The organism is Indibacter alkaliphilus LW1, assembly GCF_000295935.2.
Classification (GTDB): domain Bacteria; phylum Bacteroidota; class Bacteroidia; order Cytophagales; family Cyclobacteriaceae; genus Indibacter; species Indibacter alkaliphilus.
This window is the reverse complement of record NZ_ALWO02000023.1, coordinates 325,490-348,162: the sequence shown is the minus strand read 5'-3', so window position 1 is coordinate 348,162 and position 22,673 is coordinate 325,490. Positions and strand designations below refer to the sequence as shown.

The following is a 22,673-nucleotide window of genomic DNA, read 5'->3' as shown; positions in this document are numbered from 1 at the left end:
TTTTTTTACAAACTTAACAAAAAAACCGCTTCAGGTTAATTCCCGAAGCGGTTTGATCATCCGTTATTTGTGGTCTTTAATCTATTTTGAAGAAGGCTCTTCCATATTCCCAGCGCATTTCAACACCGTCATGGTTCACATCATATACCAATCTTTCTTCTAAAGTGCTGGTTTGACCGGAAACAATCCCCACACGCAAGGCATCTTTACTTGAGTCGTAGTTATTTGTTCCCCACAATCCAGTATCCTTGTTGAAGATTAAAGTAGATTCACCTTCATTGGGAATGATGAACAAACTGTACTTTCCAGCAGGAAGCTCTTTTCCTTGGACTTTAATGTCTTTACTGGTTTCAAACGTGGTGGCTTCATTGGCACCGGCTCTCCAGACTTCACCCAAAGGGACTAAAACTCCCCAAATCTGTCTTCCATTTACGGCAGGACTTGAATAATTGATTGTAATTTCTGATCCAGCAACAGTTCCTGAGGCAGTTCTCGGAGGACTTGCCCTTTCCTGATCTTGGGCCATGGCCGAGTTGTTGAAGGTTATTGCTGCGATCAAAAATGCAAATGCTGAGAGTTTGAAATAATTTTTCATGTTATTTTGGATTTAGTTGTATCCTAAAATATAGTAAATTAATTACTTTAAATTTTTACCCAAGCCTGTTTTTTATGACTTTCTATGATTCTTTCACAGATTAACAATTCCCGATGGCCATCTTCGAAGGTTGGAAAGGACGGGCTCTCAGGTTGTTTTCCTTCTCTTACCGCCGCATATACCTCTTTAAACATCTGCTTGGATGTGTCTGGAAAGCCTTCATTGTGACCACCTGGAAAACTAATCAGTCCTGCTGCTTCCGGTGTGAACAGGGCAGGGTCTTTCATCAAATGCTGATTGGCGGTTTCTCTTTTACCTATCCAAAGCTCATTTGGCTTTTCTGAACACCATTCATAATTTGATTTTGAACCTGCTATTTCAATATTAAGCCTGTTTTTACGGCCGGCATTCACTTGGGAAACAGTAACGGAACCTTTGTTGCCATTATCAAACCTGAGCAACACACTGGCGTGATCTTCAGTGTTGATAGGGACTTCTTCATAATCAGACTCCTGTAACATCTTTCCAGAATAGGTTTCTATAGGCTTTAATGGTTTTAGGCGCGTTTTGTGAACTGTTGAAAAATCAGCCATCACTTCGGTAATTTTCAATCCTGTCACATATTCTGTAAGATCCAACAAGTGTGAACCAATGTCAGCAATGGCTCTGGAGTCCCCAGATTTATCAGGCTCTAGTCTCCAATTGTAATCAGTTTGCAGAAATAGCCAATCCTGAAGATATGAGCCCATAATACTGTAGATTTCCCCTAAATCCCCTTTTTCTCTCATGGTTTTCATTTGCCTTACCATGGGGTAATAGCGCAGGTTGAAATGAACAGCATTCACAAGGCCGGTTTCTTTCGCTAAGGCAACCAATTCTTCAGCCTCTTCAATTTTGGTAGCCAAAGGTTTCTCGCATACTACATGTTTACCGGCCATTAAGGCCGCTTTGGATTGAGAATAGTGTAGAAAATTAGGTGTACAGATATGTACAACATCTATATCCGGTTGCTGAAGCATTTCCTCAAATGTATAGGCATTTGGTATACCCAATAATTCCGATTTAGCTTTTGCCAATTCGATGTTGACCTCACAAAGTGCTGTAACTTCCAGGTAGGGAATTCTTCTGAGTGCTTCCAAATGTGCAGGACCTATAAAGCCTGTACCTACAATAGCTGCTTTAATTTTTTTCATCTTAGGTTAAATGGTTTGATTTTACTCTGTGAAATTAAAGATAGGTCTTTAGAATTTCTAATAAAATCGAAAACAAAAGGCTTTTTCAAAAGGTAATCCATTCATGTTCTAATATTACGGCTTATCAAAATACATTTTAAAAACCTTCCGGAATACTTAGCATCAAGCGTTAAATTGCTTAAATTATTTTGCGAATCATTAAAAATCAAACAAATGGCAAATTATAGTCTAAAAATCAACGGAGAGACATTCAATGTTGATGTGGAAGAGGACACCCCGCTGCTTTGGGTATTGAGAGATCATTTGGGCCTAGTGGGAACCAAGTACTCCTGCGGAATAGCCCAGTGCGGCGCTTGCACTGTTCATCTAAATGGTGAAGCAACTTTTTCCTGCACCCTACCTGTGTCGAGTGTAGGTTCTGATGAGGTAACAACCATTGAAGGTCTTTCCAAAGAAGGCGATCATCCTGTCCAAAAGGCATGGAATGAAGTAGATGTTGCCCAATGTGGCTATTGTCAAGCTGGTCAAATTATGAATGCAGCAGCTTTGTTGAAAAAGAATCCATCTCCAAGCATGCAGGAGATTGAAGACACGATGAACAAGAATCTTTGTAGGTGCGGAACTTATCATAAAATCAGAGAGGCTGTTGCATTGGCAGCAAAAAATAAATAATTATGGCAGATCTAATAAAAACAAACAGAAGGGATTTCCTCAAAATAGCAGGAACAGCTGCTGGAGGATTATTTATTGGCTTTTATTGGTCAGGGTGTGATTCTCCAAAAATGCAGGTGCTTTCTGATGATGAAGTTTTGGCTCAGGCACATAATTTCAATGCATTTTTGTCTATTTCACCTTCAGGTGATGTGGTGATCTATTCTCCCAATCCTGAGTTGGGCCAGAATATCAAAACCTCTTTCCCTATGGTAGTCGCTGAGGAATTGGATGCAGACTGGGAAAAAGTAAGAGTTTTCCAGGCTAATCTGGACAATGACAAGTTTGATAGACAGCTTACCGGTGGATCTGGCGCCATGCCGCATTCTTGGGAAAGACTGAGAAAAGCAGGTGCTACAGCCCGTCATTTACTCCTTGTTGCTGCGGCATCCCAACTGGAAGTGGACATGGATGAGTTAGCCACCGAAAAAGGTGAAGTAATTCATAAAAAGAGTGGAAAAAAAATAGCTTATGGAGACCTCGTAGCTGATGCTTCTCAGCTGGAAGCCCCGGAGGACGTATCTTTAAAGCATCATAAAGACTTTAAGATCATTGGTACTCCTGTCAAAAATGTGGACAACAAAGCCATGTTTACAGGTAAACCGCTTTTCGGTCTTGATTTTTACAGAGAAGGCATGGTCAATGCAATGATCCAAAGACCTCCTTTTGGCATGAAAATCAAATCTGTAGATGACTCTGAAGCAAAAAAAGTACCTGGTGTGACCGATGTAGTCACTTTCAATAATAATGTCGCTATAGTTGGAAATACTACTTGGCCGCTTTTGAAAGCCAAAAAATTACTGAAAGTAACATATGAGCCAGACGGAACAGTAGAAAGTACTGAAGACCACGATCGCCTGTTCGTGGAACTTATGGATAAGGGTAAAGCCCAGGTGATGAGAAAAGATGGAAATGTAGATCAAGCTTTTAGTAAAGCTGCCAAAGTGGTCTCTGCGGAATATCAATGTCCTTTCCTTTCCCATTCACCTATGGAGCCTCAAAACTTTTTTGCCCATGTGAAAGGCGACAAAGTTGAATTGGTCGGCCCTACACAAACACCCGATAGGGCAAGAATGGAAACTGCTCAACTGTTGGATATTCCTACAGAAAACGTAAGTGTAGAAATCACAAGACTTGGCGGTGGATTTGGCCGGAGGTTGAGAGCTGATTTTGTTGTGGAAGCAGCAGAGCTGTCCAAAATTTTGAACAAACCCGTAAAGGTAACTTGGAGTAGGGAAGATGACATGACTGGGGGTGCTTACAGGCCTGCTGTCAGGTATAAATTTCAGGCAGCACTGGACGAAGAAGGAAATATGATTGGGTATAAACTCAGAGGAGTCGGAATCAATGCAGGGAATACCACAAGAGAAAATAATTTCCCATCAGGTTCGGTGGATAATCTACTTATTGAGTCTGTCAACCACAGCTCTCCAATTACAACCAATGCCTGGAGAGCGCCTATTACCAATTTCCTAGCCTACGCTGAACAGTCTTTTATTGATGAGGTAGCTCTAGCAGTAGACAAGGACCCTGTAAAATTTAGGTTGGAATTATTGGATAGAGCCAAAAATAATCCAGTAGGTGAAATTCATTACGATGTAGATAGAATGAAAACAGTTGTTGAAACTGCAGCTGAAAAGTCAAATTGGGGTAAAGATGCCAATGTAATGCAAGGTTTCAGTGTTTATTTCTCACACCGCTCTTATGTAGCTCAGGTAGCGAATATAGAAATGGAGAATAATCAGCCTGTTCTCAAAAAAATTACTGCTGTCACAGATTGTGGAATTGTGGTAAATCCTACCGGAGCAAATCAGCAAGTGAGAGGAGGTATAGTAGATGGTATGGGACATGCCATGTTCACCAATATGACCTTCAAGGATGGATTACCTACCCAAAAGAACTTCGACACCTATAGATTGATCAGGATGAAAGAAGTACCTGAAGTTGATGTTCACTTTATAGACAATGGAATAGATCCTACAGGTTTGGGAGAGCCAGCACTTCCGCCAACAGGGGGAGCTATAGCCAATGCGATTTATAAAGCAACCGGCAAAAGATTAAGGTCACAACCTTTTATTGAACAAAAAGAATTTTCAGAATTCAATCTTGAAATTAAAAGGGTATAAATTCAAAAGCCTTCCGAAGCAATCGGAAGGCTTTTTTAAAGCTCATCCATTTCTCTTTCAGGCCAATAGGGCCCTGTAATAAGTATAGTTTTTTCAGCCTTATCAATGTTAAACTCTAATTCCATCTCTTCAGGAGCTTGTTCATGTATATTAAGACAAGCATTGTAATGAATTAAATTGAAATTCACCTTAACCTTCCCCTGCGTAAGATGTTTATCTAAGTGTAATTCCTTAAACTTTACATTTTCTACAACTGCCCCTTCCTTTCGGAAATAATAAGATAGAAATATGCCAAAGTCCTTATTATCCTGATTGATGATCTCTCTGACAAGCGCTTCTTTTGATAAATCTTTATTACTTTCTTTGATATGAAATATCCAACTTTCCTGCATACCCAAATATAGGTCTTTTGATTGACTGACTCAATGGCCATATAATTGAAATAGCTAGAAAAAAATTGAATTTTGAATTTGTTAAATCATATGCAATACCCTGTTTACCTGGATTATAATGCCACCACACCTTGCCATCCAGATGTATTGGAAAAAATGGTACCCTGGTTTTCTCAACATTTTGGTAACGCTGCCAGTAAAAATCATCCTTATGGTTGGATTGCCGAAGATGCTGTCGAGCAGGCAAGAGAACAGATAGCACAACTGATAGGAGTCAAGTCCAAGGAAGTTATTTTTACCTCAGGAGCTACAGAATCTATTAATTTGGCCATTCAGGGGATATTTAACGCTTATACAAATGAAAATCAGCACTTTATTACCTGCGCTACGGAGCATAAGGCTGTCTTGGACACCTTTGCTTATCTTGAAAGCAAAGGAGCTGAGGTGACTTATCTTGGGGTGAATTCAAAAGGAGAAATAGATCTTTCTGAACTTCAGGCCTGTATTCAGACTAATACCAAAATGATAGCACTGATGTGGGCAAACAATGAGACAGGAATTATCCACCCTATTCAGAAAATAGCTCAAATTGCAGCTGAAAAGCAGATTATATTTTTCACGGATGCTGTTCAGGCAGTTGGTAAGATTAATTTAGACATAGAAGGAATCCATCTGCTAGCCCTTTCTGCACATAAATTTTACGGTCCAAAAGGAGTAGGGGCACTCTACATACGTCACAACCATCCACTTCCTAAACCAGCACCATTGATTTGGGGTGGTGGGCATGAAAAAACTTTTCGGAGTGGCACTTTGAATGTACCGGGAATTGTAGGCATGGGAGAGGCGGCAGCTATCAGGCTTCAAAATATGCAAATAGAAAATAGAAGGTTAGCACTGCTAAGAGACAGACTTGAAAACAGACTTCTGGAAATTAATGGCACACAATTGAACGGAAGTAAAGCGAACAGATTAACACACGTTAGCAATATTTCCTTTGCAGGGGTGGAAGGAGAGGAGTTTCTTAGGATGCTAAACAAGAAAATTGCAGTCAGTTCGGGTTCAGCCTGTACCAGCATTTCGCCAAAACCCAGCCATGTATTGGCGGCTATGGGCATTGATAGTGATTTGGGAAGGGCATCGGTAAGATTCAGCTTGGGATTGGATACTACGGAAGAAAAAGTTGATGCTGCAATTTCCCATGTAAAAGAATCCTTATCTGTTTTAAGATCCTGATTTACTCCATCTCCGAAAGCCTTTCAAAATCTTCAAGGGTATCTACATCAAAGGAACCCTCAGGGAAATCTATGACAGAAAGATCTTCTTGGTGTTGAATGATAACTTTTTTAGCACCCTCTTTTGATTCTAGTGCAAGAAGTTCTGCAAAGTAAGTCCGATCAAAAAGGGCTGGAACCCCAAGTGTATTTCCATAGGTACAGCAAACAATACCTTTTTTGCTTTTGGATTTTTCCTTTATGATTTTATCCAATAAAAAATTATCCACAAAAGGTTGATCGCAAAGGACCAAAAGGACCTGAGAGAGACCAGGGTTTTTATTCAAGAGAAATGTTAAACCTTCCTGCATAGATATGGACATGCCTTTTTCCCAGTTTTCATTGATTATGTAGTTGGTATTTTTAAAATCAATTTCATTCAAAATCTCCTGCTTGTATCCGCCTAAAACAGTGACCAGCTCTATACTATCCAATTTGCGTACCTCATCCAAAATCTGTTGCAACAGGCATTTGCCCCGAAATTTAAGCAGCTGCTTTGCTTGACCCAAACGAAAGGAACCACCAGCTGCCATGATAATAACTCCTGTGCTATTTTGGCTATCCTTCATGAATTGGACCTTTTTTATCTTTTAGGAATTGGGGATCTTTATTCGATAAAACAGCCTTGATTTCGGCCAAAGCTGAAAGAGCTATCTCTTCTGGCCCTTCAGCTCCTATATCCAGACCAAGTGGGCCGTAGATATGGCTCCTATTAAAAGCAATTCCTTCATTGATGAGCCTTTCAAATAGTTTTTCAGACTTCTTTTTAGGGCCCAAAATCCCGATATAGGGGACATCCTTTTTGACCAAATATTTGAGAACAATTGCTTCATATTCAAAATTATGTGTCATCAATACCACAACTGTATCGGAATCAAAATCCAATTTTTCTACAAGTTCATCTGCTGGACTTACAACGATCCGGTTGGCAGATGGGAACCTTTCTGTTGTTGCCTGGTTTTTTCTGCCATCAGCTAGTGTCAGTTGCCAGCCCAACAAAGAAGCCATTTTTGTCAAAGGAATGGTGTCATTCCCCGCTCCAACCAAAATCAGGTGTACGGGAGCCTTGATACATTCATAAAAGATAAAATAATCATCTGAATCTTTCACCTTATTTATTTGATTTTCAAATGATTGATATATTTCATCTCTAATTACATTTAATAAGCTGGATAAAGGGAAATTTTCTTCACCGAAAGACTTACTTTCTTTGTAAAGTATTTTGGTGCCTATTTGTGGAGCTCTTGGATTAAGAAGAGAAAAAACAGTTATCAGAACAGCCATAGACCTATCTTGAACAGCAATTTTTAGAAGTTCAATAGGGTTGAGCGAATCTTCATAAGCTATGGGTTCAATTAGAACTTGAATAATGCCATTACAGCCAAGTCCTACACCGAATTTCTGATCATCTTCATCTGTGGTATCATAAGTTACCACCATTGATTTTTGTTGAAAAATGACTGACTGTGCTTTCCTCAAAGCATCTCCTTCTAAACAACCACCTGAAATCGCCCCTGTAAGAGTACCATCCTCAGTTACCAACATTCTCGCACCAGGCCTCCTGTAAGCCGAACCATCAACTTTAACCACAGTCGCTAATGCTGTTTTGAGGCCTTTTACTTTACTTTTTTCGTATTCCCTGATGATCTGGGTGATTTCTTTCATGGATTGACAATTTTACTCAAACTAAAACAAAAACACCTAAGGATGATACTTTGATCTGATAAATGGTATTTTTTTTCGACAAAAAGCTTACATCTACCTGTAATCCAAATAGTAATAAAATTAAGATACAGAATGCAAACAGAGACTTTCCAATATTATGAAAATTTGTTTTGAAAGATTCACAATACTTCTTAGGGAAAAATAGGAATTTCACGAAAATTCTCGGTATTTTGTAGATATGGCAAAATCGAGAGAGACCTTTAATAAAAAAGAAAAGGAAAAACAAAGACAGAAAAAGAAGCAGGAAAAGTTAGACAAGAAAGAAGCCCGTAAATCTGGCAATGACAAGTCAACAGACTTTGAAGACATGATTGCTTATGTGGATGAATTTGGCAACATTACTTCAACTCCACCTGACCCGACCAAGAAAAAGAAAGAAATTGATGCAGAAAGCATAGAAATCGCTGTGCCAAAAGATTCTGAATTGGAGCCTGAGGATCCTACTAGAAAAGGCAAAGTGACTTTTTTCAATGGTGGTAAAGGATTTGGATTTATCAGAGATGATCAAACCGGGGAGAGTGTATTCGTGCACATCAACAAATGCCTTGACAGCATCCAGGAAGGTGATAAAGTTACTTATGAAACCGAAAAAACACCTAAGGGCCTGAGTGCGATCGATGTCAAATTGATCAATTAAACTGTTTAAAGAAACATCTGACTACCTTTAAATTGACTGTTTTTTCACGGTTAATTTAAAGGTATTTGTGTTTATAAGAGCTTTGAAAACACATCAAAGATTCCTAGAATTGGAGTCTGATCAAAAAGCAATCATATCATGCAGATACCAAGCTTGGCTGAAATAAAAAGAGAACTTAAGCTTCTCAATGAAAATGAATTGATTGATGTAGTTTTAGACCTGGCTAAATACAGCCGTGAAAATAAAGCTTATCTTTTTTTCAGGCTTTTTGAAAAAGAAAATCCCAGGATCTATGTGGATATGGTAAAAGATGATCTGGATCTGAATTTTATGAATGCAAACACCAGAAATTACCATGTGGCCAAAAAATCAGCACAGACCATCCGAAGAAAACTCAATAAAAACCTAAAACTGACAAAAGATAAAACTGCACAGATTGAATTGATTATACATTTTTGCAAGCAAATGAAGGCTTATGGCTATTTGCAATACGGTCATCCGGTGATAGAAAATCTTTTCAAGGTTCAAATTGGAAAAGCGGAAAAGCTGATTTCAGGCCTTCATGAAGACTTGCAATATGATTTTCAACTGATGCTGGAAGACCTTAGTTAAAGAATTTTAAGAAATGATGGAAATTGGCCAAGAACCTTGGCACTTCTGTTGATGTTACGAATGCATGAAATCAACCTGTCTAGTTTTTTTATTTTGTGTGCTCAGTATTTCCGGAAGGGTCTATTCTCAAAATGTAACTTTTGGTTTTAAGACAAAACAAGAGCCTATAGAAAATGCAATTTTTGAGATTATCGAAGTTCAGGATGGAAGAAAAGTAGGGGAAAGTATAGGGAAAATTTACACCCAGGGCACTGTTATGTCTACTGCTCAAATAGGAGACGGAGTAGCTCAGACTTTAAAAAATTACTTCAAAACTTCTGTGAAGAGTCAAAATGAAACTAAACAGGCAATTTTGGTGAATGTTGAACAATTTGAAATTAAAGAGACCAAAAGCACTAATACCGTTGCTGGTGGAGAGTTAAAGTTGAAGTTTGGATTTTATGTCAAAGGCAGTTTTGACCCCATTCATTTGATGGATTATGAGGGTGGAATGAATTATAGAAGGTCTATCAATAGATTAGATCTTGCAGAACGTGTTATTCAACAGGCTTTAGACAATAGCCTTGATTATTTTAACCAATGGATTAATTCTCAAGCGCTAAATAACAGGGCCTTAGCTGGTTCAGTTCGCTTGATTATTGAAAATAAAGCTTTTGAAAGTGATCAGGACACTGTCTTTTATGATTTTAAAAGACCTTTAAAGTGGAGTGATTTTACAAACAGGCCAAAGTCTAGTTCCAGTTACAATGCAATGATTTTTACTAGCTTGGCGATGGAAGGAAGACCTTTTGTAGAAGATGGAAGTATCATTATGCCTTTAATAATCAAGGTTTATATGCTTCCTGGACAATCCTGGGTCAGAGATAAAAATGATTACTCGCTAAACCATGAACAGCGGCATTTTGATGTTGTCCGGGTTGTTGCTGATCGACTTACCAATAACCTTCAAAACCTTGATGTAAATCCTGAGAATTATGAAGCCCTGGTCAATGATGCGTATTTTGATGCTTACAGGGAAATGAATAAGCTTCAGGAGCTTTACGACGGACAAACCAGTCATGGCCGTAAAAGGGATATCCAAGAACGTTGGAATCGAATGTTGGATATGGCTTTGAAAGGAGACTATACAGCTTTAGAAAATGTTTTGAGTGAGTAAAGTTTTGTAATCAAACATTTTCTTTAGTAAGACAATTAAATAAGGCTCAACCACTACCTTACTATAATTGTTATATAATTTACATTATGTTAAATTAAAAGAATTGCCTTATAGACAAGAGAGCCACTTAAAAAAAACATCCTCTACCCTTATTTATTTTCTTGTTGAATATTTAGAAATTTTTGACAAGCTTAAAGCTTGTAATTTCTACTTATGTCCCAAAACAGTACAGCAAGAGCAGGTCTCTATTTAGGTCCGTTACTTTTCCTTATTATTTTATTTTTTGTGAAACCAGACGGAATGACTCAGGAAGCAATTTCTATGTTGGCAGTTACACTGTGGGTTGCGGTTTGGTGGATTACTGAAGCCATTCCTATAGCTGCAACTTCTTTATTGCCTTTGATTCTTCTTCCAACCTTAGGCGCACTACCGATGGCTAATACGGCCTCTTCTTATTCCCACCCCATGGTACTGTTATATATGGGTGGCTTTATGATCGCCATGGCCATAGAAAAATGGAATCTGCACAAGAGAATTGCATTGAATATAATTTTATTTATTGGTACAAACATTCAGAGGATCATATTGGGTTTTATGTTGGCTACAGCTTTTTTATCTATGTGGATATCCAATACAGCTACAGCTTTGATGATGCTTCCCATTGCGATAGCCGTTGTGGTTCAGCTAACTCCTGGTCAAAAAGAGGTCAAACCTAATAAAATTGGTCAAGCTTTGATGTTGGGTATAGCCTACTCTGCTTCAATTGGAGGTGTAGCTACTTTAATTGGGACTCCTACCAATATAATTCTAGCCGGTGTGATTAAGGAAATGTATGGGTATGATATTAGTTTCGCTCAGTGGATAGTCTTCGGCTTGCCTATTTCATTCGTTCTCTTGTTAATTTGTTGGGTTTATTTAGTCAAATTTGCCTATCGTTTTGAAAAAGGATTCACTGTAGATAGCGGTCAAGAAGAAATCCAAAGGCAGCTAGCACTTTTGGGTCCAATGTCTACTGAAGAAAAAAGGGTTTCATGGGTTTTCGGGGCTGTAAGTTTTACCTGGATCATGCGTTCATTGCTTTTACAAGACTATATTCCAGCTTTAGATGATACTATTATAGCAATTTCAGGGGTAATATTGCTCTTTGTCCTCCCCGCTTCTCAGAAATCAACTAAGTTGTTAGACTGGAAAACTGCAGAGCGGATTCCTTGGGGAATTCTTTTGCTTTTTGGAGGTGGACTAGCTTTGGCAGAAGGCTTCAAAATTTCAGGCCTTGCTTCTTGGATTGGCAATCAGTTCGCATTTCTGGACTTTATTGCGTTTGGTTTATTCCTGTTGATCATCATTGCTGCGGTAAACTTTCTTACAGAAATCACTTCAAATGTGGCCACCGCATCAATGATCTTGCCCATTTTAGCAGCTGTATCCTACTCCATGGGAGTCCACCCATATGGTTTGATGATTGGAGCAACGTTGGCAGCATCCTGTGCCTTTATGTTACCTGTTGCCACACCTCCCAATGCCGTGGTTTTTGGTTCTGGATATCTAAGTATTCCTGACATGTTCCGTGCGGGACTTTGGATGAATCTGATTTCAATCCTCATACTTACTTTGTTTACGCTTTACTACCTGCCACTTATTTGGGGCATCAATCTTTCTGAATATCCATTTTAATAAAAAAACGCCAACCATGTATGCATACAAAGTTGGCGTAAATCTACAATCTTTAATCTACTATCTAAGACCTACAATCCTACAGCTTTCTAACCCAGATATTTCTAAATTTCACTAAGTCTCCATGATCCTGGAGCTTAATTGGTAAGGCATTGTCATGTGCTTTATAGTTCGGAATTCCAATGTATTCAGTGGGACCTTTGATTTCAACATTGTTCTGAACTAAAACTCCGTTGTGAACCACTGTAACCCTTGCAGGTGCCACCACCATACCATCAGCATTGAACCTTGGCGCAGTGAAATAAATATCATATGTATTCCATTCACCAGGTTTTTTCATGGCATTGACCAAAGGTGGTGTTTGCTTATAAATACTTGCAGCCTGTCCATTGGAGTAAGTCCTGCTTTCGTAGGAATCCAAAACCTGAACTTCATAATGGGACATGAGGAAAATACCGGAATTACCTCTCCCCTGTCCTTCTCCTTTGATCTCTGTTGGAGCAGACCATTCAATATGCAGCTGCATGTCACCAAACTTTTCTTTTGTCTGAACATCCCCTGTTCTAGGTGTCACAGTCATCACACCGTTTTCAAGTTTCCATGGAGCTGGACTGCTACCATCCTTTGCCGATACAAATCCATCTAAACTCGTTCCATCAAATATTACAATTGCATCAGACGGAGCCATGTGGTTTTGTTCTCCTGGTGTGATCTGCCTGACTACAGGCTCCCAAAACTCTGTAGCTTCTGGCGGTAGCTTGATGTCTTTTTGTTGGGAGAAAGCCTGACCTACGGTCAAAAAAGCAAGGCAGGCCAAAGAAAGTTTTAAACTTTTGTTCATAGGTTTATTGGTTTTTTTAAATCGCTCTCAAATTAAAGCAATTCTTAGGCATTCAAAAACCGTTAATGGATTTTAGGTTTTCCAAATTCAATAATCAACTTAGATTTAAATAAATTAAATGCATATGAAAAAATATTTACTCACCCTACTCTCTGTGGCTTGCTTTTGCATTTCTTCCCAAGCACAGATAGATTATTATTTTCCCGGAGAAGAATTTGATTCAGCTATTCCAAGCCCACAATCCTATTTAGGCTACGAAATCGGAGAATGGCATACCAGGTATGACAGACTGGTGGCCTACTTTGAGAAATTAGCTGAGGTCTCCCCTATGGCTGAACTGAAAACCATAGGCTACACCAATCAATTAAGACCCCTCGTAGTATTGGTGATCAGTAAGTCTGATAACATACAGAACCTGGAAAATATCCGCCAGAATCACATCAAACTTGTTGACCCGAATCAAAATATGCCGGATGTTTCAGGAATGCCGGCCATTATCAATTTGGCATACAGTGTGCATGGCAATGAACCCTCAGGAGGCGAAGCTTCTATATTGACAGCTTATTGGCTTTTGGCTTCAAAGTCGGAATTGGCCGGGGAAATCAGAAATAATGCTGTTGTGATGATCGACCCTGCCATCAACCCTGATGGCAGGGACAGACACACCAATTGGGCAAATATGCATAAGGGATTCCCGCCAGTTGCCGATCCTTTAGACAGGGAGCATAACGAAATTTGGCCTTCAGGAAGGGTAAATCACTATTGGTTTGATTTGAACAGAGACTGGCTTCCCCTGGCCCATGTTGAACTTCAGAAAAAGATCGAATGGTACCACAGCTGGTATCCAAACGTGGTTGGGGATTTCCATGAAATGGGTACCAATAGCACTTATTTCTTTGAACCTACCAAAGCCTTCAGCTCTGAAAACCCAGTGGTTCCCAGAAAAAACTATGAGGAAATCAATAGTAAATTTGCCGGCTATTTTGCCAAAGCTTTGGATGAAATAGGTTCTTTATATTGGACCAAAGAGGTATTTGATAACAGTTATCCTGGCTATGGATCTACTTATCCAGACATTCAGGGAGGTCTTGGGCTGGTTTTTGAACAAGGTTCTTCAAGAGGTCATATTCAGGCCTCCCAAAGAGGAGATATCACTTTTGAATTCACAATCAAAAATCAGCTGAAGACTTCTATTGCAACCATGGAAGCAGGTGTCAGAGAGCGCGAATATATGCACCGGTATTTGAGAGAATTTTTCCAAACAGCCGTATCTGAAGCAAATAGCAGCCGAACAAAATCTTATGTTTTTGGAGACTTGTATGATGAATCCAGAAATAGACTTTTCTTAAAATTATTACTAGATCATAAAATTAAAGTTTATGAAAATACCAGAGATATATCCTTGGAGGGCCAACAGTTTCAAAAGGGTAAATCCTGGGTAGTCCCTACTGAACAACCTCAATACAGGATGGTCAGGTCGATGTTTGAAAAAGTAACTGAATTTGCTGATTCTGTATTTTATGATGCTTCCTCCTGGACAATGGCACTGGCTTATGGCATTCCGTATGCAGCTCAGGGAACAGTTACTATGGGAGAACAAATTACAGCTTTGCCTGATCGGGTTGTTGAATTTCCTCAGGATGGAAAATACGTAGCATACCTAGTAGACTGGAGTGATTATTTTGCTCCAAAGCTCCTCCATCAATTACAGGAGGCAGGTATTCATGTCGAGACTTCAGCTAAGGAATTTACTTCAAATACCATAACAGGCGAAAAGGAGTTTCCAGCTGGAACATTGGTCATTCCTACCGCTTTCCAAAAATTGGATGATTCCAAACTTCATGAAATACTTAAATCCGCTTCTGAAAAATCAGGGGTGCCTGTTTTTGCTACCACAACAGGTTTTGCCGTCAAGGGCATAGACTTGGGAAGCAACAATGTATCTGCCATTCAAGTACCAAAAGTAATCATGCTCATCGGACAAGGCACTTCACAATATGAAGCTGGAGAAATATGGCATTTGATGGATACGAAAGTAGGAATGCCTATTTCCAAAGTGGATATCAGTTTATTTGGTAGGGTTAATTTATACGATTACAATACCCTTATCCTTCCTTCCGGTAATTTTTCGGCACTTTCTATTTCTCAGATAGCACATATCAAAGACTGGCTTAACCGTGGCGGAACCATTATTTCACTTAGAATGGCCAGTCAATGGTTGCAATCCCAAGAAATCGTTAAAGAAGAAGACCTTCAATTGGAAACCGTAAAAGATCCCGATTTTGTTTCTTTTGGCAACAGAAGAGACTTTGAAGGGGCAAAAGCCATCGGCGGCAGCATTTACAAAGGGAAATTGGACATTACACATCCTTTAGGATTTGGATATAGAAGTGGGGAAATTCCTGTTTACCGAAACTCTACAATTTTCTTCAAACCTTCTAAGGATAAATACCAAACCCCTGTCAGATATGCTGAAAACCCTTTGATGGGTGGTTATATTTCTCCTTCCAACCTTGAAAAAATCAAACAGAGCGCAAGTGTATTGGTGAGTCCTGTTGGTAATGGTAGGGTTATACATTTTATCGATAACCCGAATTTTAGAGGAACCTGGTTTGGAACAAACAAGCTCTTCTTCAACGCTATTTTCTTTGGGAATAAGATTTAAGATTTAATGGATAACTGCATAAAGGCAAAAGCGAGTCGCTTTTGCCTTTATTTTTTCCTATTGTCCATAAAAATTCACCAAATTTGTAGCAAATTAAAATTAAGTGTCCAAATCCATACTCCTTCTTACTCCACCGTTTACCCAACTCAATACCCCCTACCCTTCTACTGCTTATATCAAAGGTTATTTGAATACAATTCAAATCCCTTCCAGGCAGGCTGATCTTGGAATAAATGTGATTTTAAAGATGTTTTCCAAAGCTGGCCTTGAGAAGGTGTTCAATTCCATTTTAGTCAATGATATTGGAAAATACTCCAAAAATGCCAAACGTATTCTCCGGCTTAGGTATGAGTATTTGACGACCATTGAACCTGTAATCGGGTTTTTACAGTTCAAGAATCCGACTTTGGCCTATAATATATGTGATGAAGAATTTCTGCCCAGAGCTTCGCGTTTTGAGACCTTGGAAGATTTAGAATGGGCTTTTGGTACTTTGGGTTTACAGGATAAGGCAAGGCATCTGGCAACTCTTTATTTAGAGGATCTGGGAGACCTGATTCAGGAATGCCTGGATCCTAATTTTGGTTTTAGCAGGTATGCGGAAAGGCTTGGTAGATCCGCTGTTCATTTTGACCCCATAGAAACAGTATTGCAGCAAAATCCAAGTTTTACAGATCTTTTCTTATTTGAAGTCTTGGAGGAGCTTTTGGCTGAGGAATTACCCGATTTGGTTTGTTTTTCGGTCCCTTTTCCAGGAAATCTTTATGCAGGGTTGAGAGCAGGGAAATATATCAAAGAAAAATACCCTCAAATCAAAATTGCCATGGGAGGAGGCTATCCAAATACAGAGTTGAGGTCGTTGAAGGAGCCTAGGGTTTTTAAATATCTAGATTTTGTAACCCTCGATGATGGTGAGCGTCCTCTTACTTGCCTTTTGGAGTTTTTGGAAGGAAAAAGAGCTTCAAATGCACTGAAAAGGACTTTTGTTTGCCTTGATGGTGAGGTGAAATATATAAACGGAGGAAAAGAAGCTGATATATCTTTCAGCAGAACAGGTACACCTGATTATACAGGTTTGCCTTTGAAAAAATATTTATCAGTGATCGAGATGGCCAATCCCATGCACAGGTTGTGGTCAGATGGACGCTGGAACAAGCTGACAATGGCACATGGTTGCTATTGGAAGAAATGTACTTTTTGTGATATTTCCCTGGATTATATCAAAAACTATGAGCCTGTTAATGCCTCAATTCTTTGTGATAGGATTGAAGAGCTGATGGATCAAACTGGTGAGACCGGATTTCATTTTGTAGATGAGGCGGCGCCCCCTGCTTTGATGCGTGAATTGGCCATTGAAATTCTCAAAAGGAAATTAAAGATTAGCTGGTGGACCAATATACGGTTTGAAGAGAGGTTTACATTAGATCTTTGCAGACTTTTGAAAGCATCAGGCTGCATTGCGGTTTCCGGAGGTCTGGAAGTGGCCTCTGACCGCTTACTTACTTTGATGGAAAAAGGGGTTACCGTATCCCAAGTTGCGAGGGTTGCACATAATTTTACAGATTCGGGCATCATGGTTCATGCATATTTGATGTATGGCTTTCCCACACAGACAGAACAGGAGACCATTGATAGTCTGGAGATGGTCAGACAATTGTTTATGAATAATGTGCTGCAATCTGGCTTCTGGCATTTATTTGCCATGACTTCCCATGCCCCGATCGGGATGAGACCTGAAGCTTATGAGGTGCTTCGGGTAGGTCCTGGAAAGGGACTTTTTGCAGATAATGATCTGGCCCATGAAGATCCAAAGGGAGCTGTCCATGAAAAGTTCAGCGAAGGTTTGAAAAAATCACTCTTCAATTTTATGCATGGTGTAGGGTATGATTTCTCTCTTCAAGAATGGTTTGGGTTTAAAATCCCAAGAACAACTGTTCCTAAAAACTTCATTTGGAAAGCTATACAGCAGGAATCTTCCTTGATAATTAAACCGAGTGCAAAATTGCTGTGGCTTAGCAGCCTTCCTGAAATGGAAATGTTTTTTACCCATAGAAAAGGAAAACAAAAGGAAAATTGGAAGCTTATTTTTACAAGCAAGTCCCAAGTCAAGGAAATTCAGATAGACAAAGAAATAGGAGAAAAGGTGATTTTTATGCTCAGAATCTGTGTTCCTGTTTTAGGAAAGAAAGAGGTGACTTTAAGTGATTTTCAAGATACTTTTGATAATCAGGAGCTTGGCGATTTTGAAGATTTTTTGGATTCTGAGCTTTGGGAAATTCTTCAGGAAGAAGGATTGGTATTGGTATAAAATGAAAAACCCGGCCTAGAAGACCGGGTTTTCACTCACTTTTAACCACTAACAACCATAAAACAAATTCATCATGCGCAATGCCAAAAAAATGGCTTTCCTGCAATCAGAACGATGAAAAACATCAATTTGTCGTAGTCCGTACGGGAATCGAACCCGTGTTTCATCCGTGAAAGGGATGCGTCCTAACCCCTAGACGAACGGACCATTCAAAAAGAAAACACTGAAAGTTAATTTCAGTGTTTCTTGTAGTCGATACGGGAATCGAACCCGTGTTTCATCCGTGAAAGGGATGCGTCCTAACCCCTAGACGAATCGACCATTTTGATTTTGGGGCACCTCTTTTTCGTAAGGTGATGCAAATATAGAGGCTTAAATCTACAATGCAAAACACAGCCAAAAAATATTTGGTTTCCTTCTCCAAAACTCTGAAAATTAGCCGGAAAAATATTTTTAGTCATTAATTAACAACTTTATTAATTTCGCAGTTCAACAAAACAGTCCCCACAATCACATGAAATCTAACGTGAGCAATTCATGGCATACAAAAATATTCATCCAGTTTGCAGGAGTTCATAAGACATAAAAAATTCAAAATAAGCACATGAATAACAAAAGAATTGCCGTGAATGGATGCGGCAGAATAGGCAGGTTGGCCATCAAGTTGATTTTGGAAAAAGATGGACTGGACCTGATCGCAGTAAATGACCTTACAGACCCTGAGACCTTGGCCCACCTTATACAATATGACTCTATTCATGGAAAGTATCCGCACAAAGTATCAGTAGTAGATGGAAATCTTGTAACGAAGGGCAGGACTATCAAAATTTTTGCAGAAAAAGATCCCTCAAGAATTCCTTGGGCAGATTTGGGTATAGATATAGTATTGGAATCAACAGGTAGATTTACAGAAAGGGAACTTGCAGAGGGGCATTTAAAAGCTGGAGCAAAAAAGGTTATCATTACCGCTCCTTCCAAAGATGATCATGTGCCAACAGTTGTGTTGGGGGTTAACAACGAAGTGTTGGAAAATGAATCGGATATCATTTCCAATGCATCTTGTACAACCAATTGCCTTGCCCCTATGGTAAAGCTTTTGGATGATCATTTTGGGATTGTAAAAGGTTTCGTCTCCACAGTACATTCCTATACCAATGATCAAAACCTGCATGATGCACCTCATAGGGATTTGAGAAGAGCTAGAGCAGCGGCTTATTCCATCATCCCTACCACTACCCATGCTGCCAAAGCTATGGAGATCGTATTGCCGCATTTAAAAGGAAAAATCGAGGCTTCTGCTATGCGCGTACCTGTGCCTGACGGTTCTTTGACGGATTTGATTGTAGAGCTGGAAAAGGAAACAACAACAGAAGAAGTCAATAGACTTTTTTACCAAGCAGCGAATAATGAATTAAAAGGGATTGTGGAATATGTCGATGAACCAATTGTATCCATTGATATCATTGGGAACCCGCATTCATGTATTTTTGATTCAGGGTTGACCTCTGCCAAAGGAAATCTGGTGAAAATAGTAGGATGGTATGATAACGAGGCAGGTTATTCCAATAGGCTTGTAGACCTAATTCAATTAATCTAGAAATTAATCAGGCCCCATCTTCAATACCTTCAACATGGGGCCTGACATAATCTATAGCATCTTGTACAGCATCCAAAAATTTGTCAAAGTGATCCATGAATGATTCATCGAAACCTTGTGATTCTATAATTTCTTTTCCATCCTGTATGATATCACTTAAGAGAACCATATCAAATAAGGATAATGAAGGTTTTACCTTATGGCGAATTTCTTGAATTATTACAGGGTCCTGGTTTTCCGCCCCTTCAATGTATTTTTCTCTAAGTTCCTGCAATGAAAAATATATTGCTGTGATCAACTCTGATTTGAACTCAGCGTCTCCCTCAGTCATTTCTTCTATTTTTTCGAAACTTACAGGTGGTGATTGTTGCATGCTAAATTAATAATTCACACTGTTTCCAGCTAGAAATCCGGTACTCCATGCAGCTTGAAAATTAAAGCCTCCGGTTATCCCATCTATATTCAATACTTCGCCGGCAAAAAACAGATTTTTCACAATTCTGCTTTCCATTGTTTCAGGATTTACTTCAGTTAAATCTACGCCTCCAGCTGTTACAAACTCCTCTTTAAATGTTGTTTTTCCTTTGACGGTAACAATATAACAAAAAAGATTCTGAACCAATCTATTAAAACATTTTTTTGAAATGTTAAGCCAAAGCATCTCAGAATCAATTTCGGCAAGTGATGTCAGATGTTCCCAAAGCCTGGTTGGAATTCCGAACAGAGGATTTCCAAAAATCTTCTTCTTAGGATGTTTTCCTTTATAGTTTTTTAATTGTTCTACCAGCTCATTTTCTGAGAGTTCAGCATTCCATCGAATGTGGGCTTTTGCATCATAATTCTGATCATACAACCATTTTGCGCCAAATGCAGATAGCTTTAATACAGCTGGGCCGCTCACTCCCCAATGGGTAATCAATAAAGGACCCTGGTATGCCAGTTTTGTACCTTCCAGCCTGACATGGGCATTGGGCACTGAGATCCCCATCAATTTTCTGATGGGTTCTTGAGGTGTATTGAAGGTGAAAAGCGAAGGAACAGGAGGCACTATTTGATGGCCCATATTTTTGACAAAATCAAAACCATCAAGTTTGGAATTCCCTCCGCTGGTGATGATTACCTTATCAAAAATAAGCTCGCTTTTTCCATCTTTTATTCTAAATGCTGAATCCTCTTTAAGAATTTCTTTTACATTGAAGCTTTGAATTAGCTTCACTCCCTTTTTGATGGCTTCACTTTCAAGAGCATCAACTATAGATTGCGAACTGTTTGAAACTGGGAACATTCTGCCGTCTGCCTCTACTTTCAATTTCACACCTCTCCTTTCAAACCAATCTATGGTATCTTTAACAGAAAAATGTCGAAATACCTTTTTTAGAAATTTTTCTCCTCTTGGGTAGTTTTTGACAAGTTTGGAAACTTCCAAAGCATCATGTGTAACATTGCATCGCCCACCTCCTGAAACTCTCACCTTGGAAAGGGTTTTGGAAGTTTTTTCCAATAATAAAACTTCATTTTGGGGGTTAGAAGCATGGATTGCGGCAAAATAACCGGCAGCTCCGGCGCCTATTACACCGATTTTTAATTTACTCACTTTTTTTATCTCCGTTTTTTACCAGTAATAGAACCCATTATACCTCTTGTGACTTCTCGGAAAATTGTTCTTCCCAATTGTCTCATCATTGTATTTTTGCTCAGGTCTTCCAAAAGCGTAGTTTCCTTTTTGGGTCGGCCTCTCTGTGAAGTTTGAGGCTTAGAATTCTCTCTTTCTGTATACTTTTCTGCCTCAGAAATTTTCTTATCCAGAAGGTGAAAGGCGCTTTGCCGGTCTATAGTCACATTGTATTTGTTTACCAAATGCGAACGTCCAACCAGCTGATCTATTTCTTGTTCTGTCAAAATATCCATTCTAGAAATAGGTGCTCTCAATAATGTATGCGCTAATGGAGTCGGGACCCCTTTTTCATTTAAAGCTGTAACAAGTGCCTCCCCTATCCCCATCGATGTCAAAACTTCATCTGTTTTGTAAAAGTCAGAAATAGGATAATTTTCTGCAGTTCTTCTTATGGCTGTCCTGTCTTTGGCCGTAAAGGCCCGCAAGGCATGTTGTATTTTAAGACCCAATTGCCCAAGAATCCTTTCAGGAACATCCGTAGGGGTTTGGGTACAAAAATAAACCCCTACTCCTTTTGACCTGATAAGTTTGACGATGGCTTCTATTTTGTCGATAAGATCTTTGGAGGCATTCGAAAAAACCAAATGTGCTTCATCAATAAATAGACATAACTTAGGTTTTTCTGAATCCCCCTGTTCTGGAAAAGTTTCATAAATTTCTGAAAGCAGACTCAACATAAATGTTGAAAAAAGTTTGGGGCGGTTTTGAATATCGGTCAATCTTATAATGGAAACTACTCCCCTGCCATTGACATTTCTGACAAAATCGTTGACTTCGAAAGATAATTCTCCAAAAAAATTCTCTGCACCTTGCTGTTCCAATTCAAGGATTTTCCGCATGATGGTGTTTACGGTTGCAGACGAAACAGCACCAAACTCTTTGTTTATTTCATCCTTTCCTTCATTGATCACAAACTGAAGCACTTTTTTGAGATCCCTTAGGTCCAATAAAGGAAGGTGGTTTATGTCGCAGTATCTAAAAACAAGAGCCATTACACCACGTTGAGTATCATTAAGTTCAAGAATCTGGGACATCAATACCGGCCCAAATTCTGAAACTGTAGCTTTGAGCTTTACCCCCTTTTCATCACTGATAGACATCAGTTCCACCGGTAAGCCTATACCCTCGTAGTCTATTCCTATTAGTTGGGAACGCTTCTCAATTTGACTGTTGAAAGTACCCGCCTGCGCTAATCCGGAAAGATCCCCTTTGAGATCCATCAACACCGAAGGAACTCCATTGAGAGAAAGTTGTTCTGCGATTACCTGTAGGGTTTTGGTTTTGCCGGTCCCTGTGGCTCCTGCAATCAAGCCATGCCTATTCATGGTTTTCAATGGAATTTTAATCTGTGCTTCTTTTATAGGTTCAAGATCCAAAATCCCTGTTCCCAGAATAATGGATTGGCCTTTGAAATTGTAACCTTGTTCAAGGTGGGACTTAAAGTCTTCAATTTTGTCCATAGGATCAATAATTGGTAAAAACTGGTTTTTAAAAG

Annotated in this window: 19 protein-coding genes and 2 tRNA genes; 10 read left to right on the top strand and 11 right to left on the bottom strand. The window is 39.2% G+C overall.

Translation table 11 applies throughout. From position 1 onward, the window contains the following. Window positions 1-76 precede the first annotated feature (76 nt). A complete protein-coding gene (locus A33Q_RS05730; protein WP_009032557.1) occupies window positions 77-595 on the bottom strand; it encodes a DUF2911 domain-containing protein in 519 nt (172 codons plus the stop codon). Between the two features lie 47 nt (window positions 596-642). Further along, entirely contained in the window at window positions 643-1,788 is a 1,146-nt protein-coding gene (locus A33Q_RS05725; protein ID WP_009032556.1) for a Gfo/Idh/MocA family protein, read from the bottom strand. Window positions 1,789-2,001: 213 nt separating this feature from the next. Between A33Q_RS05725 and A33Q_RS05720 the strand changes: the two genes are divergently transcribed. Together A33Q_RS05720 and A33Q_RS05715 are read left to right on the top strand one after the other, a co-directional pair. Next, window positions 2,002-2,460 carry a (2Fe-2S)-binding protein gene (locus A33Q_RS05720; RefSeq protein WP_009032555.1) on the top strand — a complete coding sequence of 153 codons (459 nt, stop codon included), beginning with the start codon at window positions 2,002-2,004 and terminating at the stop codon, window positions 2,458-2,460. A gap of 2 nt (window positions 2,461-2,462) precedes the next feature. Beyond that, complete coding sequence (locus tag A33Q_RS05715; protein ID WP_009032554.1) at window positions 2,463-4,625, top strand: xanthine dehydrogenase family protein molybdopterin-binding subunit; 2,163 nt, start codon at window positions 2,463-2,465, stop codon at window positions 4,623-4,625. 35 nt (window positions 4,626-4,660) lie between these two features. Here the strand turns inward: A33Q_RS05715 and A33Q_RS05710 are convergent, their stop codons facing one another. After that, complete coding sequence (locus tag A33Q_RS05710) at window positions 4,661-5,017, bottom strand: hypothetical protein (RefSeq protein ID WP_009032553.1); 357 nt, start codon at window positions 5,015-5,017, stop codon at window positions 4,661-4,663. A gap of 90 nt (window positions 5,018-5,107) precedes the next feature. On the opposite strand from A33Q_RS05710, the gene A33Q_RS05705 reads away from it, so the two are divergent. Further along, on the top strand, window positions 5,108-6,250 hold the full coding sequence (locus A33Q_RS05705; protein ID WP_009032552.1) for a cysteine desulfurase family protein: 1,143 nt from the start codon (window positions 5,108-5,110) through the stop codon (window positions 6,248-6,250). Window position 6,251: 1 nt separating this feature from the next. Here the strand turns inward: A33Q_RS05705 and A33Q_RS05700 are convergent, their stop codons facing one another. Next, on the bottom strand, window positions 6,252-6,857 hold the full coding sequence (locus tag A33Q_RS05700) for a nucleotidyltransferase family protein (RefSeq protein ID WP_009032551.1): 606 nt from the start codon (window positions 6,855-6,857) through the stop codon (window positions 6,252-6,254). Continuing rightward, window positions 6,847-7,953 (bottom strand): XdhC family protein, encoded by a 1,107-nt coding sequence (locus tag A33Q_RS05695; protein ID WP_009032550.1) that lies wholly within the window; start codon window positions 7,951-7,953, stop codon window positions 6,847-6,849. Before A33Q_RS05695 ends, A33Q_RS05700 begins: the two co-directional genes overlap by 11 nt. Window positions 7,954-8,191: 238 nt before the next feature. On the opposite strand from A33Q_RS05695, the gene A33Q_RS05690 reads away from it, so the two are divergent. From A33Q_RS05690 to A33Q_RS05675, 4 genes are all read left to right on the top strand, one after another. Then, window positions 8,192-8,650 carry a cold-shock protein gene (locus tag A33Q_RS05690; RefSeq protein ID WP_009032549.1) on the top strand — a complete coding sequence of 153 codons (459 nt, stop codon included), beginning with the start codon at window positions 8,192-8,194 and terminating at the stop codon, window positions 8,648-8,650. A 138-nt stretch (window positions 8,651-8,788) separates the two neighbouring features. Continuing rightward, window positions 8,789-9,262, top strand: a complete 474-nt coding sequence (locus A33Q_RS05685) for a hypothetical protein (protein ID WP_009032548.1) — start codon at window positions 8,789-8,791, stop codon at window positions 9,260-9,262. A gap of 64 nt (window positions 9,263-9,326) precedes the next feature. After that, the gene (locus A33Q_RS05680) at window positions 9,327-10,418 is read left to right on the top strand and encodes a hypothetical protein (protein WP_040489985.1); all 1,092 of its coding nucleotides are present in this window, start codon (window positions 9,327-9,329) and stop codon (window positions 10,416-10,418) included. Window positions 10,419-10,631: 213 nt separating this feature from the next. After that, window positions 10,632-12,092 carry an SLC13 family permease gene (locus A33Q_RS05675; protein WP_009032546.1) on the top strand — a complete coding sequence of 487 codons (1,461 nt, stop codon included), beginning with the start codon at window positions 10,632-10,634 and terminating at the stop codon, window positions 12,090-12,092. 79 nt (window positions 12,093-12,171) lie between these two features. Here the strand turns inward: A33Q_RS05675 and A33Q_RS05670 are convergent, their stop codons facing one another. Beyond that, window positions 12,172-12,933 carry a 3-keto-disaccharide hydrolase gene (locus A33Q_RS05670; protein ID WP_009032545.1) on the bottom strand — a complete coding sequence of 254 codons (762 nt, stop codon included), beginning with the start codon at window positions 12,931-12,933 and terminating at the stop codon, window positions 12,172-12,174. A gap of 124 nt (window positions 12,934-13,057) precedes the next feature. Between A33Q_RS05670 and A33Q_RS05665 the strand changes: the two genes are divergently transcribed. After that, window positions 13,058-15,598 carry a M14 family zinc carboxypeptidase gene (locus tag A33Q_RS05665; RefSeq protein ID WP_040489983.1) on the top strand — a complete coding sequence of 847 codons (2,541 nt, stop codon included), beginning with the start codon at window positions 13,058-13,060 and terminating at the stop codon, window positions 15,596-15,598. Between the two features lie 103 nt (window positions 15,599-15,701). After that, window positions 15,702-17,906, top strand: a complete 2,205-nt coding sequence (locus A33Q_RS05660; RefSeq protein ID WP_009032543.1) for a B12-binding domain-containing radical SAM protein — start codon at window positions 15,702-15,704, stop codon at window positions 17,904-17,906. A gap of 135 nt (window positions 17,907-18,041) precedes the next feature. Here A33Q_RS05660 and A33Q_RS05655 read toward each other — a convergent pair. Beyond that, window positions 18,042-18,113 (bottom strand) — tRNA-Glu (locus A33Q_RS05655). 42 nt (window positions 18,114-18,155) lie between these two features. Next, window positions 18,156-18,227: transfer RNA gene (locus A33Q_RS05650), tRNA-Glu, on the bottom strand. Window positions 18,228-18,510: 283 nt separating this feature from the next. Here A33Q_RS05650 and gap point away from each other — a divergent pair. After that, complete coding sequence (gene gap / locus A33Q_RS05645) at window positions 18,511-19,503, top strand: type I glyceraldehyde-3-phosphate dehydrogenase (protein ID WP_009032542.1); 993 nt, start codon at window positions 18,511-18,513, stop codon at window positions 19,501-19,503. Between the two features lie 7 nt (window positions 19,504-19,510). Here the strand turns inward: gap and A33Q_RS05640 are convergent, their stop codons facing one another. The 3 genes from A33Q_RS05640 to A33Q_RS05630 are packed head-to-tail and all read right to left on the bottom strand — an operon-like array spanning window position 19,511 to window position 22,638. Further along, a complete protein-coding gene (locus A33Q_RS05640; RefSeq protein WP_009032541.1) occupies window positions 19,511-19,876 on the bottom strand; it encodes a hypothetical protein in 366 nt (121 codons plus the stop codon). Window positions 19,877-19,882: 6 nt separating this feature from the next. Next, a complete protein-coding gene (locus A33Q_RS05635; protein ID WP_009032540.1) occupies window positions 19,883-21,097 on the bottom strand; it encodes a BaiN/RdsA family NAD(P)/FAD-dependent oxidoreductase in 1,215 nt (404 codons plus the stop codon). Window positions 21,098-21,102: 5 nt separating this feature from the next. After that, entirely contained in the window at window positions 21,103-22,638 is a 1,536-nt protein-coding gene (locus A33Q_RS05630) for a helicase HerA-like domain-containing protein (protein ID WP_009032539.1), read from the bottom strand. Window positions 22,639-22,673 lie beyond the last annotated feature (35 nt).

Bases quoted from the DNA above. Each gene is read 5' to 3' on its own strand.
- A33Q_RS05730 (WP_009032557.1), bottom strand. From the start codon at position 595: ATGAAAAATTATTTCAAACTCTCAGCATTTGCATTTTTGATCGCAGCA.
- A33Q_RS05725 (WP_009032556.1), bottom strand. From the start codon at position 1,788: ATGAAAAAAATTAAAGCAGCTATTGTAGGTACAGGCTTTATAGGTCCT.
- A33Q_RS05720 (WP_009032555.1), top strand. From the start codon at position 2,002: ATGGCAAATTATAGTCTAAAAATCAACGGAGAGACATTCAATGTTGAT.
- A33Q_RS05715 (WP_009032554.1), top strand. From the start codon at position 2,463: ATGGCAGATCTAATAAAAACAAACAGAAGGGATTTCCTCAAAATAGCA.
- A33Q_RS05710 (WP_009032553.1), bottom strand. From the start codon at position 5,017: ATGCAGGAAAGTTGGATATTTCATATCAAAGAAAGTAATAAAGATTTA.
- A33Q_RS05705 (WP_009032552.1), top strand. From the start codon at position 5,108: ATGCAATACCCTGTTTACCTGGATTATAATGCCACCACACCTTGCCAT.
- A33Q_RS05700 (WP_009032551.1), bottom strand. From the start codon at position 6,857: ATGAAGGATAGCCAAAATAGCACAGGAGTTATTATCATGGCAGCTGGT.
- A33Q_RS05695 (WP_009032550.1), bottom strand. From the start codon at position 7,953: ATGAAAGAAATCACCCAGATCATCAGGGAATACGAAAAAAGTAAAGTA.
- A33Q_RS05690 (WP_009032549.1), top strand. From the start codon at position 8,192: ATGGCAAAATCGAGAGAGACCTTTAATAAAAAAGAAAAGGAAAAACAA.
- A33Q_RS05685 (WP_009032548.1), top strand. From the start codon at position 8,789: ATGCAGATACCAAGCTTGGCTGAAATAAAAAGAGAACTTAAGCTTCTC.
- A33Q_RS05680 (WP_040489985.1), top strand. From the start codon at position 9,327: ATGAAATCAACCTGTCTAGTTTTTTTATTTTGTGTGCTCAGTATTTCC.
- A33Q_RS05675 (WP_009032546.1), top strand. From the start codon at position 10,632: ATGTCCCAAAACAGTACAGCAAGAGCAGGTCTCTATTTAGGTCCGTTA.
- A33Q_RS05670 (WP_009032545.1), bottom strand. From the start codon at position 12,933: ATGAACAAAAGTTTAAAACTTTCTTTGGCCTGCCTTGCTTTTTTGACC.
- A33Q_RS05665 (WP_040489983.1), top strand. From the start codon at position 13,058: ATGAAAAAATATTTACTCACCCTACTCTCTGTGGCTTGCTTTTGCATT.
- gap (WP_009032542.1), top strand. From the start codon at position 18,511: ATGAATAACAAAAGAATTGCCGTGAATGGATGCGGCAGAATAGGCAGG.
- A33Q_RS05640 (WP_009032541.1), bottom strand. From the start codon at position 19,876: ATGCAACAATCACCACCTGTAAGTTTCGAAAAAATAGAAGAAATGACT.
- A33Q_RS05630 (WP_009032539.1), bottom strand. From the start codon at position 22,638: ATGGACAAAATTGAAGACTTTAAGTCCCACCTTGAACAAGGTTACAAT.